The 19808-nt window shown below is 50.3% G+C and carries 17 protein-coding genes and 1 pseudogene; 14 read left to right on the top strand and 4 right to left on the bottom strand.

Going from position 1 to position 19808, the window contains the following annotated elements; translation table 11 throughout:
* The first annotated feature begins 600 nt into the window (after positions 1 to 600).
* The 6 genes from Q4526_RS02825 (at position 601) to Q4526_RS02850 (ending at position 6264) form a co-directional block, all read left to right on the top strand.
* The gene (locus Q4526_RS02825; RefSeq protein WP_215975383.1) at positions 601 to 1410 is read left to right on the top strand and encodes a hypothetical protein; all 810 of its coding nucleotides are present in this window, start codon (positions 601 to 603) and stop codon (positions 1408 to 1410) included.
* A gap of 223 nt (positions 1411 to 1633) precedes the next feature.
* A complete protein-coding gene (locus Q4526_RS02830) occupies positions 1634 to 2035 on the top strand; it encodes a GFA family protein (protein WP_215975384.1) in 402 nt (133 codons plus the stop codon).
* Positions 2036 to 2731: 696 nt separating this feature from the next.
* A complete protein-coding gene (locus Q4526_RS02835; RefSeq protein ID WP_215975385.1) occupies positions 2732 to 2938 on the top strand; it encodes a cold-shock protein in 207 nt (68 codons plus the stop codon).
* A gap of 214 nt (positions 2939 to 3152) precedes the next feature.
* On the top strand, positions 3153 to 4361 hold the full coding sequence (locus tag Q4526_RS02840) for a multidrug effflux MFS transporter (RefSeq protein ID WP_215975386.1): 1209 nt from the start codon (positions 3153 to 3155) through the stop codon (positions 4359 to 4361).
* Between the two features lie 230 nt (positions 4362 to 4591).
* Positions 4592 to 5572: a malate dehydrogenase gene (locus Q4526_RS02845; RefSeq protein ID WP_215975387.1), complete on the top strand. Its 981-nt coding sequence runs from the start codon at positions 4592 to 4594 to the stop codon at positions 5570 to 5572.
* A gap of 137 nt (positions 5573 to 5709) precedes the next feature.
* Positions 5710 to 6264 carry a DUF2845 domain-containing protein gene (locus Q4526_RS02850; protein ID WP_215975388.1) on the top strand — a complete coding sequence of 185 codons (555 nt, stop codon included), beginning with the start codon at positions 5710 to 5712 and terminating at the stop codon, positions 6262 to 6264.
* A gap of 81 nt (positions 6265 to 6345) precedes the next feature.
* Here Q4526_RS02850 and Q4526_RS02855 read toward each other — a convergent pair whose 3' ends face one another.
* Positions 6346 to 7446 (bottom strand): CvpA family protein, encoded by a 1101-nt coding sequence (locus Q4526_RS02855; protein WP_215975389.1) that lies wholly within the window; start codon positions 7444 to 7446, stop codon positions 6346 to 6348.
* A gap of 141 nt (positions 7447 to 7587) precedes the next feature.
* Between Q4526_RS02855 and Q4526_RS16465 the strand changes: the two are divergent.
* The 3 genes and pseudogenes from Q4526_RS16465 to Q4526_RS02865 form a co-directional block, all read left to right on the top strand.
* Positions 7588 to 7713 (top strand): annotated as a pseudogene (locus Q4526_RS16465) (putative RNA methyltransferase); the annotation flags it as partial.
* 45 nt (positions 7714 to 7758) lie between these two features.
* Entirely contained in the window at positions 7759 to 8436 is a 678-nt protein-coding gene (locus Q4526_RS02860; protein WP_215975390.1) for a methyltransferase domain-containing protein, read from the top strand.
* Positions 8437 to 8561: 125 nt separating this feature from the next.
* Positions 8562 to 9446, top strand: a complete 885-nt coding sequence (locus tag Q4526_RS02865; protein WP_215975391.1) for a chemotaxis protein — start codon at positions 8562 to 8564, stop codon at positions 9444 to 9446.
* Positions 9447 to 9577: 131 nt separating this feature from the next.
* Here the strand turns inward: Q4526_RS02865 and Q4526_RS02870 are convergent, their stop codons facing one another.
* A complete protein-coding gene (locus tag Q4526_RS02870; protein ID WP_215975392.1) occupies positions 9578 to 10075 on the bottom strand; it encodes a hypothetical protein in 498 nt (165 codons plus the stop codon).
* Positions 10076 to 10567: 492 nt separating this feature from the next.
* On the opposite strand from Q4526_RS02870, the gene Q4526_RS02875 reads away from it, so the two are divergent.
* On the top strand, positions 10568 to 11608 hold the full coding sequence (locus Q4526_RS02875) for a glycosyl hydrolase family 18 protein (RefSeq protein ID WP_215975393.1): 1041 nt from the start codon (positions 10568 to 10570) through the stop codon (positions 11606 to 11608).
* Here Q4526_RS02875 and map read toward each other — a convergent pair.
* Both map and Q4526_RS02885 read right to left on the bottom strand, forming a co-directional pair.
* The gene (gene map, locus Q4526_RS02880) at positions 11605 to 12393 is read right to left on the bottom strand and encodes a type I methionyl aminopeptidase (RefSeq protein ID WP_215975394.1); all 789 of its coding nucleotides are present in this window, start codon (positions 12391 to 12393) and stop codon (positions 11605 to 11607) included. The genes Q4526_RS02875 and map overlap by 4 nt on opposite strands.
* The gene (locus tag Q4526_RS02885; RefSeq protein WP_215975395.1) at positions 12386 to 12580 is read right to left on the bottom strand and encodes a ParD-like family protein; all 195 of its coding nucleotides are present in this window, start codon (positions 12578 to 12580) and stop codon (positions 12386 to 12388) included. Before Q4526_RS02885 ends, map begins: the two co-directional genes overlap by 8 nt.
* A 194-nt stretch (positions 12581 to 12774) precedes the next feature.
* Here Q4526_RS02885 and Q4526_RS02890 point away from each other — a divergent pair, with 194 nt between their 5' ends.
* The 4 genes from Q4526_RS02890 to Q4526_RS02905 are packed head-to-tail and all read left to right on the top strand — an operon-like array spanning position 12775 to position 19702.
* Positions 12775 to 14226 carry a Wadjet anti-phage system protein JetA family protein gene (locus tag Q4526_RS02890; RefSeq protein ID WP_215975396.1) on the top strand — a complete coding sequence of 484 codons (1452 nt, stop codon included), beginning with the start codon at positions 12775 to 12777 and terminating at the stop codon, positions 14224 to 14226.
* A 2-nt stretch (positions 14227 to 14228) separates the two neighbouring features.
* Entirely contained in the window at positions 14229 to 14924 is a 696-nt protein-coding gene (locus Q4526_RS02895) for a DUF4194 domain-containing protein (protein WP_215975397.1), read from the top strand.
* Complete coding sequence (locus Q4526_RS02900; protein ID WP_215975398.1) at positions 14924 to 18571, top strand: ATP-binding protein; 3648 nt, start codon at positions 14924 to 14926, stop codon at positions 18569 to 18571. Before Q4526_RS02895 ends, Q4526_RS02900 begins: the two co-directional genes overlap by 1 nt.
* On the top strand, positions 18572 to 19702 hold the full coding sequence (locus Q4526_RS02905; RefSeq protein ID WP_215975399.1) for a Wadjet anti-phage system protein JetD domain-containing protein: 1131 nt from the start codon (positions 18572 to 18574) through the stop codon (positions 19700 to 19702).
* Positions 19703 to 19808: the final 106 nt, after the last annotated feature.

Genomic DNA, 19808 nt, shown 5'->3' on the forward strand with positions numbered 1-19808 from the left:
TCGGGTTCCCGAATTCAAGCCAATTTTGAGGGTCGGAAAAAATCGCTTCCCAGCGCTTTTCCTTAATTGCACCTCCATGTGCAATTAACCCACAAAATTAACTCGAATCCGGCTGGATGAGATGGGGAAGGGGACTTCGTAGCGAGCTTTTGTTGTTGCGTCAGGCGTCAGACGTCCGACCTCAGCCATGCCTGTTGCCAAACTGGCCATTCCATGGCACTATTTTCCTCAAGTGTTTTACAGGTTTTGTGGGGTTATGATTGATCTCCACAAATCAGTAGGCTAGCCAGTTGGAAGGTGAGGTAAATAAGTGCATCGGGAGTGGTGTGCGGGCACTTGTCCCTTCTGTTTATCTGCGTTTATCTGGCAACTATAAAGAACCGCCAAGCCTGTATCTCAATTCAATTATAGAACGATTTAAATTGACAGTGAGAACTGTAATGAAAGCCGGCTCACTTTTAAACTCGAAATAATGCGCCAATTTGATAAAAATTATAGTCTGAATAGAGAGTTGTAAATGATTTCTAAAATTATTCTAAAAAAGATAGATTACCAGGCGCATTGTTCAACTCGCACAATAATAAGCTGTTAGGCACTACTATGGGTGATATCAAAGAGATTTTCGATGTTTGGGTTGCTCGGATTCGTGCCCCTATTTTCGGGTACTTCTCGCTATCTTTTTTGGCTGCCAATTGGAAAGAAATTTACTATCTGCTTTTTTCTGAGGTAGATGCGCTTTCGCGTATAGAATATTTTGAGACTAATACTTGTCTTGTTTCTTTGTTTTGGATGCCTTTAGGCTTTGCAGTTGCAGCAGCACTTGGATATCCATGGGTGCAGTGGGGGTTAATGCGAGCCACATCGTATCCTAATGGCGGAAGAAACGCATGCAACGCCAAAGTAGAAAGCGATTTACTTGCAGTAAAAATAAATTTAGAAAATAAAAGAAATGAGCTCGCACGTCAAAAAGAATTAGAAGTTGTCGAGAAAGCTAAGATAGATGAAAGTATCGAAGGAATAGAAGACGGAAAAGCTAGAGAAAAGGCAAGGGATGAAGTTAAATCGATTCGCAGTAAGGAGACCATCTTGCGTGAACCTATCACAAGAGAATCACTAAAAAGATATCTTGGTATACGATTCCCAAACCTTCCTGGTGATGATCGAATCACAACCCTTTTTTTAAATGATCTCAATCCAAAAAAATATAAGCATATAGAAGATATAGATTTAGTTTTGGAAAAATCAAAAGGATTTATAGAGTACTATGAAAATATAAGTCCAACAGTATTTAAGTCTGGAATAGACTTCGTTACTAAATCATTTGGCTTCTATGATTCAGAATTTAGAAAAAAACATGCCTTTTCTGAAAATACTAAGCAAGCTATTGATGATTACATTAATCGTGTCTAACAAGTGACTGTGATTAAAATCAAGCCTTCAGCAACGTTATCTTTGGCTAATATATGCCTCCATCCACGGCTGATTATCACGAACCATGGCGTTTAATATTGTCATCATTTCCCTCGTGTGGGAAAAAGGGTTAGGTCTTGAATTGTGAATTCTGACTTTTTCTCACGGGGTGATAGCACGCATGATTTGCATACTTCATTCGCTGGCCATGGAATAGATTCTGATGTCTGATTATTTCGGTTCTTGTTTGTGCGGCACTGTGAGCTTTGAGCTAAAAGGTGACTTTGATAGCTTTTACCTGTGTCATTGTCAGCATTGCCAAAAAGATACGGGTTCGGCTTATGCGGCAAACCTATTCTCGCAGTCAGCTAAATTGGTCTGGCGGTCGGGGGCGGATGCTGTGACTTCTTTTACGCTTCCAGGTACTCGTCATAGCAAAAGCTTTTGTAAGCTCTGTGGTTCAGCGCTGCCGAATACTCAGAGCGCAGGGTTACTCGTTGTACCAGCAGGGTGCCTGGATTCTAAACTTTCTATGGCGCCAACCGCGCACATTTTTTCATCAAGCAAAGCTGGTTGGGATGGGGAGTTAGGGGAGGTGCCGGAGTTCGAGGGGCTGCCAGGTTGAGCTGCCATCACATAACCCGCGGTTGTTGGCAGGCGCTGTAATTCCCGCCGCTTTAATGGACCCGCTAAATTCGGTATTGGGATGCCCTCGACGGATACAGTGGAGAGATAGTGATTGGCTTAACCCGAAAAGCACAGGCAGCAGTTGCTGAAGAGGTTGGTTAGGTTTGGCGCTCTGGGCGAGGAGCGACTTATCTCCGGTGCTGGCTTATGAAGAAGGTTATATAACAGACTCTGTATATGCTTTTAAGCTCGCTGCGCTTTGCAGTTTGTAGGGGGTAAGTCGTTGATAGCGCTTGGCTCCGGACGGTTCCGGGTTGCTTTTTTGGCGCAATTATCGACAAGGTTTGTGATTTGGGCGGCATTTTTATCGGAGGTGCTATTTTTTGTCTATTTTTTTCCGGTAGTGGATAGCAAGCTCAATGGATTCTATGGTAGAAATAGGTTGTGAAGGGTTATTGGTAAAGGTTAATAACATCAGGGAAAGGGTCTTTGGGGTGTTTTACTAAATAAAGCTTGACTTGGGTGTGGATTCTCTATAACTTGGTCGTAGCTAGAAAGTAAGCCTCTTTGTACAGTCTTCATTACGTTGCATTCTTGTAGTACATCGTCCTGTTGGTATTAAAGTTCCGCCTGTTTTCACGCTACACATGCCCTGACAAGGCATCTTTAATATATTTTTTACAGGATATCTATTATGTCTACTACTACTGGTACCGTTAAGTGGTTCAACGAATCTAAAGGCTTTGGTTTCATCGAGCAAGAGTCTGGTCCAGACGTTTTCGCACACTTCAGTGCAATTTCTGGTTCTGGCTTTAAAACTTTGGCCGAAGGCCAAAAAGTTGAGTTCACCGTAACTCAAGGCCAAAAAGGCCCACAGGCTGAGAACATCGTTGCTATCTAAATAGCACTTTGTTTCACCTTAAAAAGGCAAGCCAATGGCTTGCCTTTTTTGTGTCTGGTCGTTAATTTTCTCCGTTCTCCGTTCTCCGTTCTCCGTTCTCCGTTCTCCGTTTCAACTGGCAAAATTGCAAGGTAGTGCAAAGACCTGCGGCACCCGTTATTTCGGAGGTTATAATAGCCGCTGAGTTACTTCTTCCATTCTTGCTTGGCCCGTTATGCCCTATCGCAGTTCCTCTATCCCGCTGACGCTCGTGGTCGCCTTGGCTGCGGCGATGATGCTGGGTCCGTTCTCACTGGACACTTACTTACCCGCTTTCCCTGCGATTGCGCAGGATTTGGGTGTGTCGTCCCAGGCGGTGGCGGTCAGTGTGTCGGTGTATATTTTTTTTCTGGCTATAGGGCAACTGATCGGTGGCCCGCTATCGGACCAATTGGGCCGCAAACCGGTACTGTTCGCCGGTTTGGGCTTGTTTGCTCTGGCCAGTGCGCTATTGGTGTACTTGCACACGCTGCCGCATTTTTTGGCGGGGCGTGCTTTGCAAGCGGTGGGGGCGGGCTGGGTGCTGGTGTCGGTGCCCGCTATGGTGCGCGACCGGGTTAGTGGCCAGGAAGCCGCCAAGCTGTTTTCACTGCTAGGGCTGATTCTGGTGGCGGCACCTGCCATTGCACCGAGCGTGGGCAGTTTGCTGCTTAAAGTAGGTCCCTGGATGGGTATCTTTGTTTTTATGGCGGCTTATGCGCTTTTGTTGATACCGGTTTTGCTGATGGTGCTGGCGGGTGATACGGTTGGTGCGCCGGCAGCTAAAGCTGCCACTACACAGCCTCGTCCGGGGTTGCTTCGTGCATATGGGGCGGTGTTCGCTACCCGGCCTGCATTGGTGTACTTGCTTTGGCAGGTGGGAGCTTTTTCGGTAATGATGGTGTTTATTACCCACAGTTCTTTTATTTATCAAAACCACTTTGGCCGTTCGGCCGACACTTTTGCCCTGATGTTTGGCGCCAATATTGTGGCCATGTTCAGCTGTAATTTGTTTAATCGTTTTTTGCTGACTCGCGGCTTTAGTTCAATTGCGATTTTGCGCGGTGCAACGGCGCTACAGGGGGTAGGGCTGTTGTGCTTGGTGATTTGCGCGCTTATGCATGGGTCGATATGGGTGTTTTTGCCCGCCATGATGCTGACCATTGGTGCTCACGGGGCGCTGTCGCCCAATCTACAGGCTTGTTATATGGAGCATTTCCCTCACAACGGCGGGGCGGCAGCGGCTTTGCTGGGGGCTTTTCAGTTCGGTGGGGCCGGGGTGATGAGCGCTCTGTCCGGGTTGTTGCCCCATACCTTGCCTGTGGTAATGCTGGCTATGTTGGCTTGCGGTGCAATGGCTCAAGGGTGTCTGTGGTTTTCTCTGCATCGCCGCCGGGGTGCTTAATAGGGGGAGTTTTACGGCAATGGATGAAATTTTCTCTCAATAGCCTATAATACCCGCCCGTCACCGTGCTGTGGATTTATCCCACAAGCTCAGCCGATGCCGATACCCGCGCCGACCGTGTGTGGGAAAGTGGGGCAAAGGCGGGTTTGTCAGTTCGCATAACGGTTCTACTTAATTGACAGGCGGATAGCGGCCATCCCGCGGCCACCTGCAAACTACGGAGATCTATCGTGAAAGCACCTGTACGTGTTGCCGTTACCGGCGCAGCTGGTCAAATCAGCTACTCCCTGTTGTTCCGCATCGCCGCTGGCGAAATGCTGGGCAAAGATCAGCCAGTGATTCTGCAAATGCTGGAAATCACCCCGGCTCTGGAAGCCCTCAAGGGTGTTGCCATGGAGCTGGACGATTGTGCCTTCCCTCTGTTGGCCGGCATGGTTTGCAGCGACGATCCAAACGTAGCCTTTAAAGACGCTGACTACGCCCTGTTAGTGGGTGCTCGCCCACGTGGCCCGGGCATGGAGCGCAAAGATTTGCTCGAAGCCAACGCTGCTATTTTCTCTGTTCAGGGTAAGGCCTTGAACGATCACGCCTCGCGCGATGTTAAAGTGCTGGTTGTCGGCAACCCCGCCAATACCAACGCCCTGATTGCCCAGCGCAATGCGCCGGATCTGGACCCACGTAACTTCACCGCCATGATGCGTCTGGATCACAACCGCGCCATCAGCCAGCTGGCTGAAAAAACCGGTAAGAGCCTCAACGACGTGAAGAACGTGATCATTTGGGGTAACCACTCAGCGACTCAGTACCCAGACGTTCACAGCACATCTGTGGCTGGCACCAATGCTATGGAGCTGATTGAGCAAAGCTGGTACGAAAACGACTTTATCCCCACCGTACAACAACGTGGCGCGGCCATCATCAAGGCTCGCGGTGCTTCTTCGGCAGCATCGGCAGCTAACGCTGCGATCTTCCACATGCGCGATTGGGCGCTGGGTTCACCAGAAGGTGACTATGTCACTATGGGTGTTTACTCAGACGGCTCTTACGGCATTGACGAGGGGCTGATCTACGGCTTCCCGTGCGTGTGTAAAGATGGCGACTGGTCAATCGTTCAAGGCATTGAGCTGAATGATTTCTCGAAAGAGAAAATGTCAGCCACCGAGAACGAACTGAAAGAAGAGCGCGACGGAGTTAAGCACTTGCTGCCCTAATCGGTTGCGACTTGCTTGCCCATAAAAAAGCCCTCCCTAACCGGAGGGCTTTTTTGCTTTTAGCGTTTGAGTCACTACAATATATTTTCCGGAAGGTTAAGCATTTTTTAGGTTCCTACATAGCAAAGGAGATGATTATGAAGCGGTTTATTAAGCTTACGATCCTTGCCAGCCTAGCGGCATTACTGGCGGGTTGTTTTTCCAGTGTGCCAGGTGAGTTGAAGTCTAGTGTGGGTGAGACTTATTACACTCAGCGCAATTTATGGATTTATCGGAGTGAACACGAAACTGTAAATTACGCAGTGGAGCGGTTGTTACCCATTAACTCCGAAATTAAGGTGCGGGACATAGGAGGCAAGGTCGTTGAATTTACGCTGCTGGATGATGGTGCCGATCTTGTTCTAATCAACGTCGAGAAATACACACAAACTGGTATGTCGGAGATATTTGATCGCTACTTTGCCAAAAGCAAAGTGAGCTTGTCTAGCTTTAGTGCTGCTGAGCGCGAGGCCATTGAGGCCGGAGATGTGCGAGAGGGGATGAGCAAGGCGGCGGTTTTATTAGCTCGTGGTTATCCGCCAGCTCACGAAACCCATTCGGTCGAAAATGATGAGTGGAAGTACTGGAGAAATCGCTTTAATACCCGTGTGGTACATTTTGATAATGGCCGAGTCGATCGTATTGTCGATTAAACTTGGTTGGGCAGCCCACGTTGGGCTGCCTTGTTTATTGCTTGTCTATTTACACTCCTGAAGTAGCGTGTCACTAGGCCATTAATCGACAGGTTTGTCGGTATATTGCACTTTGCCGTTTTCATCCACATGGCGGTAGATGGTGCCTTCAGAGTCCGAGTTGTAGTCAGCACTTTCACCCGCTTTAACGTCTTGAATCTTGTAATTATCCGACCCCGCCAACACCCCGGCAGAGCCTGCTGTCTCTACGAAAATAATTTCTGCTAGCTGGTTTAATTGGGGGCTGGTCAGCAAGCCCAGTTTATTATCCGCTTGTAGCTTGCGCTGAAATTCTGGATCGTTAATGATTTTTTGTACACGTGTATCGTTTTTCACAGCGTCAATACGCTGCCAGCCTTGGGCAATTTTCTGTGCCGTTTGGCGGGCCGAGTCTTCATCGTTAACATCCAGTCCTGAAGCTGCCATAAGTTCGCGCATATCTTGATCATTCATCAATCGGCGAAATTCAGGTACTTTCATCAGCTCATCAATATCACCCTGTTTAAGTAAGCGTTGAGAGCGGCGATCTTTTAACAGTGATTGTAAATCCGGACTTTGGGTGACTCGGGTAACACGGTCGACGCTGTCGACGGGGTTGGCAACAAAGCTTTCGGTCAGCTTTATGTTTCTTTCATTGGCGCCGCTGGCGGACATAATGGCCCCGACAGACTTACTAACAGCACTTTTGGCAATTCGGTCCACAGGGTCAGCTTGCTTGGCGGTGGTGGCATAATCTGGTGCGTTAGCTTCTTTGGCGGAGGTGTAAATGCCCAGCAAATACACAAGCAATAATCCGATAAAACCACCGATAATCCCGCCAATGACCAGTCCGCCCATGCGCGATACTTGGCTGGGTTTGCGATCACCGCCCGGTGTCATTTTGGCCAGCACCCAAAATACAATTCGAATGGCGACCATGGCCACAATGAAAACCGCCATGCCGCCGACAATGTAGGCTAATATGCCATCCAGGGGTGTGTTTTGCTTGACTTGGTGGGCGGCCTGCTTGGAAAAGTAAAAGGCCGCGCCATAAGCGCCTAGAAAAGAAATCGTCCGCACAAGGGAGCCATAAGTTCCGGTAAAATAGCCTCGGATGGCGAAAAATGCGGTCATGGCTAGCAGAATGATTGCGGAAGTGCCCATATTGTCGTCCTGTAACGTTATTGTTGGTGCCTTTTTTGTGCCAACCCCTTAGAGTTAGATGTCAATCATATAACAGGCGATTCAGGGGTGCCATGCCCGGTTTGAATCGATATTTTTTAAATAAGAGTTATTGAGGTCTGAGTGACAGAATTTTGGTTTCAGTATCGATGTCCCGTATGCCAGTCCCCTTTGCAATTAGAGGGTAATAGTTACGTGTGCGCGGAGGGCCATAATTTTGATAAGGCGCGAAAAGGGTATGTGCATTTATTGCTTTCGCACCGCATGGCTTCAAAACAGCCCGGCGATAATAAAATGATGATCGAAGCTCGCCAGCAATTTTTGAATGCGGGTTTTTACGCTCCTTTAGTTGACGCTTTAGCAGAGGTCTGTGGTCAGTACGGTATTAGTAGCTTGCTCGATGCCGGTTGTGGTGAAGGCTATTACAGCACTGCATTGTCAGAGCGCGGCTTACAGGTGGCCGGTTTGGATATTTCTAAAGAGGGTATTATGGCGTGTAGTCGGCGCCGCAAATCCATGCCCTGGTGCATTGCCAGTGTCGCTGATATGCCGTATATGAACGCCAGTTTTGATGCTGTACTCTCGATTTTTTGCCGAGTAGAACCCACAGAGTTTGCCCGGGTCACTAAGCCCGGAGGCTATATGATCTATGTGGGCCCTACCGAGTCGCACCTAAGTGAATTGCGCAACCGTTTATACGATGAGGTGCGAAGCTATGAGAGCGATAAGCCTGAACAGTATTTTTCCGGTTTTGAGCAGCTGCAACAGCGAACAGTCACTATTCCCTTACAGCTGGAGTCGGCCGAGCAAATAGAAAATCTACTGAAAATGACACCGCACTACTGGAGTACTAATCGACAACAGCAAGAGCGTCTGTTCAGTGCCGGGCCATTAATAGACCAGGCTGATATTCAAATAAGGGTGTACCAAGTGCCATCCGATAAAACTGAGTCGGTCGGTGCCGTGGGCTAAAGACAATGCTATATTGACCGATAGATACTATTTGCCGGTAGATAGTATTTACCAATAGCGGCTATTAATCGATAGTGACAGCTGTCATCGAATGTAATAGGTAATCCTCTCTAATGGAGAATTCCATGAAAGCCAAAACGATTTCTCAAGGTATATTGCTGTTTTGGCTGACTCCCAAGCAGCGTTTTGCTCTGGGCACTCTGAAAATTAAAGAAATCGTACCTTTCGTTGAGCTCACGCAACTGCCCGAGCAGCACCCAGCGGTTTTGGGGACAGCCCATATACGCGGGGTCACCATGCCCGTTGTCGACATGGCCCTGGCCATAGGCAGTAGACCTCTAGCTGCAGACGAATATCGCGATAGCTACATCATTATTACCGATTGTCAGCGCAAAACCATTGGTTTTTTAGTGCGCTCGCTGGATCGTATTGTCGATTGCAACTGGAGTGACATTGAGCCACCTCCTAAAAGCTTAGGGCGCAGTGCTTGCGTCACCGGTGTTACCAAGGTGGATGATCAACTGGTGCAACTGGTGGATGTTGAGCATATCTTCGCCAAGTTGTTTGGGTTAGAAACCAGCGAGTCGACGCAAGTACTGCCCCAAGAGCAAGCAGACGTGCTACAAGCGTTAAATATATTGGTAGTGGATGACTCCTCCGTTGCCCGCAAACAGCTATCGGACGCACTTAAGAGTATCGGCGTCAGCTTCCAAATTACCGCTAATGGTCAAGAGGCCTTGGATATCATGCGGACCGAGGCGCAAGCTGGGCACCCGATTGATCTATTGGTGAGTGATATTGAAATGCCGGGTCTGGATGGTTATGAGTTGGCTTTTGCGATTCGGGATGACGCTGCACTGGCCCAAGCCTACATTATTTTGCATACCTCAATTTCTAGCGAAATCAGTGTCAGCCAAGCGCATCAGGTTGGCGCCAATGAAGCCCTAACAAAATTTGATGTGGATGAATTAATTCAGGCGATGTTACGCGGTGCGGGTAGGGCGGTGTGACAATCCACTGACAGCTTACGGTTAATAACTTGCAATAAAAAATGCCCGGCTCACAGAGCCGGGCATTTTTATGAGGGCATTTTTTTGGCTGTTCTTACTTATATCTAATTTATTGCTTTGCGATCGAATACTTATAGGCTTGTGTACTTCAGGGTCACCAGGTGACCTTCTTTCAAATCTTCAACGCCGGCGCCAGAGTGCAGACCTGAGATGGCTACATCGCTCGGTAATTCAACCACACGTGGTGCGGTACCGTTAAGTGGGCGAATAAGAGCCAAGCCTTGACTGCGATTAATTTCTAAAATTTCACCTTTCACGAGGTGGTGAGCGCTTTTCTCTTCGGCTTTCTCTTCGGTGCGAAGGCGCAATACAACATTTTGGCCTGCCTCAAGTGCTGACATAGAGCGCTGCTTGCGACCGTCAATGTCGATCTTAGGGCGGCCAGGAAAGTTATAGGTGTTGATTTCACCTGTTTGAGCTTCAATGATCGTGAAGCTCTTGGTCTCGTAATCGACAGACTCTACCGTGCCGTCTACGTAGCGTACGGCGGCTGACGCAGATACCGATGCGGCGAGTGAAATGCCCGCTATAAGAGTTGTAAGTGTGTTGCGTTTAGAAAAAGTAAACATGAACAAGTCCTCATAAATGCCAATAAAGTAAAACGTATTCGAAAAGTACCCCGTCTCTTGAGTACGAGAGCTATTCTACGGAATTATGTTACTCCTGTGTTACTCGAGCGCTACTTTAAGTTACGGTTTTTATATTAATTTATTATGAAATGCGCCTTATATTTATTTATATTCTATAAGGGAATTAGAAGGTGGTAATCTGGTGCTTTAAGGAAATATAAAACCTTTTTTGGTGCGGCTGGGTGTAACCATGAGTAACGTTTGTGGTGCGGAATAATTAAGGCTGCCCACAGATGGGGCGCCCGCAGGGCAGCTGCTGGTTGGCTCCTGCAGGGGCATGGGTGAAAAAGAATGGTAATATCTACCCGTTAATAATATTAATTGTGATATAAAGTATCTAAATGAGTTGGAAGCTTCTGGTCCGGTAATTAACATTGTTGGCGAGGGTGTGTCGAGGGTTACCTTGCGGCATACCCGGTGAGGAAATAATAAATGTACAAAAATCATGTGGCACTATGGTTCTTGAGTTTACTTTTTGTATCCGGGTGCGGAAGTCCGGGTGAAAACACCGCAGGCCAGAGCACCGTCAGTGTTAACCACCTGAGTTCGTCATCGCTGCACACAGATGTTACAGCCTGTCCCGCCGGAAAATATAGAGTGGGCTATGTTCCCTCCTGGCAGGGTGAGTTAACCCGAATTCAATTGCAGTATTTAACCCACATCAATTACTCGTTTGCTCAGCCCGAGGCCGATGGCCGATTAAAGCCCATGGGGGAGGCAAGTGAAAACCGCTTAAGTGCTTTAGTCACCATGGCCCACGGGGTGGGTGTAAAGGTTGGTATTGCTCTGGGCGGTTGGAATGGAGGGGATGACAGCGCCTTTGCGGCTTTGGCGGCCAAGCCGGAAACCCGCACACGTTTTGTCGAAGCCGTGGTGGCGATGGTTCAGGAGTTTCAGCTTGACGGTGTCGATATGGATTGGGAGCACCCGGACAACCCTGCCGAAAAAATCGGCTATCTTGCGCTTATGCAAGAGCTGCGGGTCGCTCTGGATGCGCTGCCGGACACGCACTACTTAACGGCTGCGGTGGTCGGTTCCGGTGATTGGGCGGGGCAGTATATTGACCCAGAGGTTTTTGAATGGGTGGATTTTCTCAATATCATGGCTTACGACAATTACGATCAGGAGCACCACTCCAGTTTGGCGTATGCCCATGAGGCGGTGGAATATTGGCAGGCTCGTGGGCTAAGCCGCGAAAAGACGGTGCTTGGTGTGCCTTTTTACGCGCGCCCCTCTTATGCACAATACAAAGACTTGGTGGCGGCTGACCCTAATAATGCTTGCCGCAGTCGGGTGGGTAATGATTACTACAACGGTTTGCCCACTATTCGCGCCAAAGCCGCATTAACCGAAACCCACACCTGTGGGATTATGGTGTGGGAGTTAACTCAAGATACGGACGACGAAACCTCGCTGCTTAAGGCTCTGTGGGAAACCGTGACCGGGCAGGCGGCGAGTTACCCCTGCCCCTAACCGAGTGCGCTATTTCTTTGTGCCTCTTCCGGGCGCAGTGTTAACACCTCTACGCCGGTGGGCGTCACCAGTACGGTGTGCTCCCACTGAGCCGATAACTGTTTATCTTGAGTGATCACTGTCCACTGATCTCTCAGCGTGCGGGTGGCGCTGCGGCCCTGGTTGATCATCGGCTCAATGGTAAAAGTCATTCCTGGCTTTAAGGTTAGGCCCGTGCCGGCACGGCCGCTGTGTAATACCTGGGGCGCTTCGTGCATTTGTTGGCCAATGCCGTGGCCGCAATAATCCAACACCACACTGTAGCCCTGTTGGCGAGCGTAGGTGTCGATGGCGTGGCCGATGTCGCCTAATGTGTTGCCGGGTTTAACCGCCTTAATGCCTTGCCACATGGCGGTATAGGTCGCGTCGACCAACTTTTGCGCGCCAGATGAAACCTGACCTATACAGTAGGTTTTACTGGAATCGGCAATATAGCCATCTTTTTCGAGGGTAATATCGATATTGACGATATCGCCTTCCTGCATGGGTGTCTCTGTGGGAAAGCCGTGGCATACCACATGGTTCGGAGAGGCGTTTAAGCTATAGGGGTAGTCGTACTGCCCGAGGCTTGCCGGTCTAGCGGCCAGCTCGTGACGAATATAGTGCTCCACCCACTGATTAATAGCCATGGTGGTAACGCCAGGCAACATTCTGTGGTCAAGTTCGGTGAACACTTGCGCCAGTAATTGACCGGCACGGCGCATTTTGGCGATGGCATCGGGCCCCTTTAAAATAACTCTATTCATGATTTTGTTGTTCCTGCGCTTGCAGTGCTCGCTGTATGATTTCGCTAAAGGTTTGCGTGGGGTTTCTTTCTGCCTGGCGACCAATTTTCATCCAAAACTCGGCCTGAGCATTGATAGAGCGCTCCATCACCTGACTGGCGGAGCGAAGATGGTCGTGCATTTGGTCGGAAATTTTAACAATACCCATAAAGATGATCGGCCCTAAATTTCAATATATGATATGTATATGTTTCGTATATTAAGCGCTCGCAACTTATAAAGCAATAATTTGATTGCAACAGGGCAAGTGCGCCGTCACAATAGCCCAAAGCCTGCCGCACCCAAATATCGAGCGGTTGATAAAGATCTACTGCCGATCAATAAATAAGCAAATATTCGCACATGTTTTTTACCCCCGAACGCCAGGACTTTTTTAAGCCGCTAACCGGTAAATACCGCGAGTCTATCGCCCAGTGTTTGTGCTTACTGTACGAGCGCCTGTACAGTTCCAACGCCGATTACGGTCACGCATTATCGCGCGATCAGCTGTTGGAAATTTTGACCGAAGCACTGGCGCGTGCCCCCCAAGAAGTAGTGCACGAATCGGACGAGATTGGCGACAGTCCGCAGCGTTTTAAATCCTTGCGGGAAAAAGCTCAGTGGGTGATGAAGCAACTGCTCGACAGTGGCTGGCTGGAAAAACAAGTCGATACCGCCACCTTGCAGTCAACCTACCCTTTTAGCCGGTTGGGGCGTTTATTCACTCAGCCATTAGTGGAGTCGGACACCACCCGTATTCGTACCCGCCACCGCAACACCCGCAATACTCTCAATGCGCTGGATGCTTTTCATAACCGCGGTGAAGTACACGATTTACTCGATGCTTTTGAATATTCCGAGCGCATTGTTACCGACTTTACCGATGTCATCTCCGAGCTAGAAGAACGCAAGCGCGAGCTGGTGCGCGAGGTGGAGTCGCAGCAATTGGTGCAGCAGGCCACCGATCAGTTTTTTGAGTTTATGGAAAAACGCTTTCAGCCCGATGTGGCGGTGCGCTTGTCGGCTGACAGCGTCGAAAAACACCGCGATCAAATCGGCAAAGCGATTGCTAAAATTCGCCGCAAACCTAAAGAGTACAAAGCGGAAGTTGAGCGTCAATTGCGTCGCCAAATTCCCGAGTTGGCGCTGCCGGGGCAATCGGTATTGTGGACCATTCTCGATACTATTGAAAAACGTATGGGCAATGCGGCAGAAATTATGCTGCCCGCTCTGCGCCGGGCGCTGCACAGCTTTACCAAGCGGGCGGATATAATTATTCGCCAGTTGAGCTACCTAAACAGTCAAAACAATAATGACTTAGTTGATATCTGTCAGCAGTTGGCCGAGTTAAGTGAGTCGGCTATGAATGAGCGGTTAGGGCGAGCGGCCAATGCCATGGCCGGTATGCGCGTGCAATTAATCGATCCGGCGGCTATGCGCTTACAAGAGCGCCGCAAAGCAGCTCTGGTTAACACCCAGGTCGCCGAACAACCACCGCTCGACAGCGAAGCCGAGCGCGAACTGTTAATTCAACAAATGCTGGATCAAGCCTTTGCTATGGACAATTCGGGACTGCGCCATTATGTGGAAAAGTCCCTGCGCGATGGCCGGCAAATATCCACCCGGCACCTGCCCATTGACAGTGCTCGCGACCTGTTAGCCATGGCGCACATTATCGAGGTGGCATCGCACAATAATCTATCCAGTGAACAAGCATTCCATGTGGAGCCAACCGGTAAAACGTTACATACAGATTTTTTTACCGAAGCCGACGAATTTTTAATTTCGCTTAGTGAACAAAGCGCACACGAGTAACTATGTTAGACGACTACTTAAACGAAGTACTGGCCCCTTTACAATTATCGCGGCAGGAATTTTCCGAGTTAATGATACGCTTACTCGATTACGGCGTGTTGTGCCGGGATGAAAGCCAAACCGAGGCCAGCCTCTACGACCGCTATCTACAGTGTTCGGCTCTGGTCGAAGAGTACCTCGCCGTTATTGGGGTCAGGCTACAGCACGATCGACAATTCGCTTTTGTGCGAGTATTCCCACCCGGCGCCGAGGTGCCCGGTGTGGCCGATGACGATAACAGCCCATTTAATAATGGCTTTCGGATGCGCCCCAGCCAGCAAGAGGTCGCTGTTATTTTGGTGCTGCGCGCTGAGTATCAGAAAAATCTGCGCGAAGGGCAGGTGGATGAAAAAGGCCGGGCCATGTTGTCGCTGGAGGGGTTGGCCATTGCGATGAATAACTTACTCAAGCGCTCCCTGCCCGAGGGATTGGTCGAGCGCAAACAATTGTTTCGCCGCTTAAAGCAACTGCGTTTAATCCAATACCAACTGGAAGACGACCTCGATAGCGACGAGAGTTGGATTTCTATTCAGCCGGGCATCACCAGTTTTGTCAGTGATGAGGTATTGCAGACCCTGGCCACTGATGACACCGTTGCGGTGGAGTCTGACAACGCTGAGACGTTGATAATCCCAACCACTGACGAGGCAACCGACTGATGTTTTTAAAGCGCGGTATTTTCGTCAATTGGGGCAATATTCCACAATTAGAGTTTGAGTTTGGCCCGATTAATTTATTCTCCGGTGGCAACGGCTCGGGTAAAACCACCGCCGCCGATGCCATTCAAACCTTGATGACGGCCGCCCACGAAAATTTGTTTAATTACAACCCGGGGCAAGATGAAACCACCCAGCGCGGGCGCGGCGGTAAGCAAGTGCGCACCCTGGCCTCTTATGTGTTGGGCTGCGACGATGGCAGCTACGCCAGGCCCTGGACGGTAGACGGTTACGTGGCCGGTATTTTTCACCCCACCCAGGGCGAGAGCGGGGAGCCTTTCACCGCGGTAATGTGTGTGCGGGCACATCTGGACAGTGCTGGCAGTCAAAAACAAGCGCGACTGGATGAGTTGTTGTTTTTAGTCGTGCCTGGCGAGCAGCTCAGCTTGTCGCATTTTGTGAAAAGCTATAAAGACGGTAAACATGTCGTACCACTGACCGATGTAGTCACGCTACTGAAAAAAGAGTACGGAGCCGGCGCTGTCGAGCAGTACGATAAAAAAGGCGCCTATCTGCGGCGCCTGTACGGGGCATTGCGCGGCCGTAAAGATGCGGTATCCGATCGCGAAGCAAAGCACGCCGCGCGTACCTTTGCCAACTTTATGGCTTACAAGCCGGTAAAGAGTATTACCGATTTTGTTGCCCGGGAGATTTTGGAACCGCGCGATTTGGGCGATGCCATTCGCAATGTGTCGGATTTGATGAAAACCATTCATCAAATGGAATCAGACACCCGCGCCATTCGCGACTCCATTACCACCTTAGAAGGTGCACGCGATTGCTCCAGGCACTATGTGGATACATGGGTCGAGCGGCAATTGGCCGAATACAGTGAGGCGACTCGCCAGGTAAAAGCTACGCAGCGCGGTTACCTCAGCGCCAAAGCCGAACAAAAAAATATTCACGAGCAGATAGCCGCCAATGAATTGGCCGAGCGCGACAGTGACAATCGCCGCCGCCAGTTTCACGACGCGCAAGTGGCGCTAGAGGCCAAGCGCCAGGGTATTGATGCCTTAAAAACCAAAGATGAGCTGGAACAGGCCATTGCTAATAGCACACGTGATTTGGCTGGCAAAGCGCGTCCCGTGCACGAGCAAAGCCAGCAATTACAACGCAATGTGCAGGCCAGCGAGCAATTGTTACAGCAGCTTAGCCAATGCTCGCTGGGGGTGGATATTCCTGCACTCGACAGTAAAGCCTTGCGTCAACTTGGGCAAAAAGTGGTGGCAACCGCATCTCAGGTGGATGTGGATTTAGGCCAGCTGGTTAACAAAGATTGGGTTGGCATTGAACAACTAGAGAGTGATGTCACCCAGATTAAAGCCGCCGAAACCGAACATTTACAGTGGGCCGAGGCGCTGCACAGCGATGCGCTCAGCACCACGGGGCAGAGCCTGCGCGAACAAATCGCGCAGCTGCTAGGGCAGGCCGAACGCAAACGTCAGGACACCAATAGCAAACTGAAACAAAAACAAAAAGACGTGGCTTTACTGCAAAGCCAAAAAGTGAACTACCCGCCCTATGTGGAAGCGGCTCTGCAGGCGATTGAACAAGCGCTGCCGGGTGCCCAGCCCTGTGTGTTATGTGACTATGTTGATGTGCTCGATGCCCACTGGCAAATGGCCATTGAGGGTTACTTAGGCGGCACGCGCTTTTCGATTGTGGTGGAGCCGGAGTACGAGGCGGAAGCTATGCGCTTGGTGCGCGCTATGCCAGGGGGGCGGCGCAACAAAGCGCGGGTTATTCAGGGCGAAAAAGCGCGCCGCGATGCCGAGCGCTGGCAGTCACCGGCCGGCTCCATTCTCGACGTTATGGCTTTTAGCCATAAAACCGCCGAGTATTATCTGCGCGCCTCCTACGGCAACGTATTGCGCGTAGACGATGCCGAAGCACTGCGCCAAACCGCCCGTGGTATTACTCCCGAAGGTTTGGGCAGCGGTAACTACAGCATGTGGCGCTGCGACTTGGATGACAGTGAGCTGGTGTTTGGCCAACACGCTCGCGAGCGCGCGCTCAAAGCCAAAATACGCGAGTGCGAACAACTGCTGGAAGACGCCCAGCAGTGCGAGCAAAACTATCAACAGTTGGCCCGTATTGTAGAACTGGTGGATAAAATTCAGCCGGTGCATTGCGGTGAAGCCATTGCCGCCATGATGGAGTGCCACCGCAGTATTCAAGGCGCCGAACGCGCACTGGCGCAGCTGGATTTAACCGACTTTAATGATTTAGAGCAAGAGCTGGCCGACCTAAAACAGAACTACCGGGCCGAAGAAGAAAACCATCGCAACATATTGGAAGAGGCGGGCAAGCTAAAAGAGCGCGAGCGCACCATCGCCCGCCAGGTAAATCAGCTGGCCGATGCGCAAGATGCTCTGGCCGAAACTCAAGACGATGCCGAGCAGGCCGTCTACTTAATGGCCGATCACTATCCAGAGCTGGATGTTGAAAACGCCATTGGCAACGCCTCTCAAGCTGCGGAACAGGCGGCCGATAATTTTACCTTCATCGATAATATCGAAACCTTAAAACAGCAATTAGTGGCTCACGAGCGCGCTCTGCACAGCGCTATTTTGCAGCACAACCAACATTGTCATAAACACGATGCGGTTGTATACGATACCGGCCTGGGTGAAGCGCACGGCATTGAATGTTTCCGCCGGGTATTGGCGATGGGCAATGAAGTTGGGTCACTGTTTAACCGCCTTAAAAATAATGTATTGGTGGATAAACACGAACAGTTGGCCGAATTGCGCGACAGTTTTAACACCGCTTTTGTCACTAACTTATGCCACTCGATTTATCAGGCGGTAAAAGACGGTGAGCGCACGCTTAAAGATCTCAACAAAGAGCTGGAGCACCACCGCTTTGGCGCCGATCGCGAGCGTTTTTATTTCGGCTACTCGTGGGTGCCCGAATTTAAAGATTACTGGCGCTTTTTTACCGAGGTCATCGCCGTGCCCAACCTGGGCGATGGCACCAGCTTGTTTGAGGCTGAGCTGTCGGATAAAGCCTGCCAGGTGCGCGATCGTATGCTCGATATGCTGCTCGATAAAGACGAGCAAGTGGCACTGCGCGAATTGTCGCGCATTAGCGATTACCGCAATTACCGCTACTACGAAATTTACAAAGAGCCCGAGGGCAAAGCGGCCATCGCCCTGAGTCAATACGGCACGGGCTCCGGCGGCCAGCTGGAAACTCCGGCCTATATTATTCGCTCTGCGGCTGTTACCAGCGCTTTTCGTTTTAACGAAGGCGATAACCATCTGCGTATGGTTTTGGTGGATGAAGCCTTCTCTAAAATGGATGAAAACCGCTCGCGCGAGGTTATTCATTACTTAACCGAAACATTAGGCCTGCAACTACTGTTTATTATGCCCAGCAGTAAGTCCGGCCCGTTTATGGATTTAATCAGCAATCAATTTGTATTCAGTAAATGCCCCACGGCGCAACCCATTGGCGAGTTAAACACCCGCGTGCTGGTGGATCGCAAAGCCTGTAACCAAGACAAAATTCGCACGCTGTGGCAAAACCATCGCAAGACGGTGCGCCATCAAGCCATGTTGGATTTTATGGAAGAGTTTGAAAGCTAAATGAAAAGCGCGGCGCAAAAACCGGTGTGGCTGGATGAGCCATTAATTCAAAGATTGCTGCACAGTCTGCTGGATAAACTCGAACGCGGAGTGAAACCCAGCCTGAAAGTCAGCGCTAAAACTGCTGCCGAGCTTTTTGATTTTAATGAAGACACAAACTTTTTATGGGCGCTGGTGGAGAGTCTGGATAAAGACTGCCAGCTGCTAACTATTAAAAAAGCCAAGGTCGAACCTTTTCAGGAAGCCTACGAGGGCGCCCAGCTGTGGCTGGTGCCCGATTGCGAAGAGCGCTTGCGCCAGTGGTTAAACCGCCCGGCGCTCGATCCCTATGCCCTGGTGTGGCACAAAGAGCTGGAGCGCCTGGCCGACGGCGCATTGAAAAACCATTTAACCGATCATTTAATTCGCATTCCCGAATTGGGCGCCGAACAAACCCTGCGCGGCCTGCTCGCGATCGGCCGAGAGTTATGCGCGCCTATGACACTGCGCCAGCTCTCAGCGCGCTGCTTTCGCGGCAACTCCAAGGTGTTGGATCGCCACGGCGCGTGGGTGGAACAGCTTTACCCTGAATTGGCGCACTGGGTTTTACCGCGCCCGCTGTTGGTCAGCGCGCATTTGCCCGAGCGCTTTGCTCAAGTGTTGTTTATTGAAAACCAAGACACCTTCTTGAGTTTGGCCGGGCAACCACAAACCCGCTACGCACTGGTGTATAGCTCGGGTTTTGCCCTCAGTGCCGAGCGCATTCGCACACAAGGCCAAGCGGTGTTTGCCTACACTCAGGCCAGCGAGGCCAGTCGGGTGTTGTTTGAAACCTTCTGGTTTAGCCAAAACACACAATACCCCGTGCACTTCTGGGGCGATTTAGATTTTGCCGGCATGGGCATTTTGCGGGCGCTGCGCACCAGCTTTAATGACGTTCAAGCCTGGCCGCCAGGTTATCAGCCCATGCTGGCACGATTGCAGCAGGGTGAAGGTCATAGCGCTGCAATGGCCGCCAAAGCAGCGCAACTTGATCCGGGTACCACCGGTTGCGCCTACGCCGATGACGAGTTGCTGGTGGCTATTCGACGCCAGCAGGGCTTTGTCGATCAAGAGGCCGTTCAAGTGAACTTGGCTAAAGGTGAACGTTGATGACAATCTGGCCGTAAGCTTGGGTAAAGAATGGGCTGGTAGCTTTACCTTATAGCTGATAATCGTTATCATTTGCTTGTTTGAGGCTCGGCCTCGTGTCATTTGC

The organism is Gilvimarinus sp. 2_MG-2023 (genome assembly GCF_030547685.1).
Taxonomy (GTDB): Bacteria; Pseudomonadota; Gammaproteobacteria; order Pseudomonadales; family Cellvibrionaceae; genus Gilvimarinus.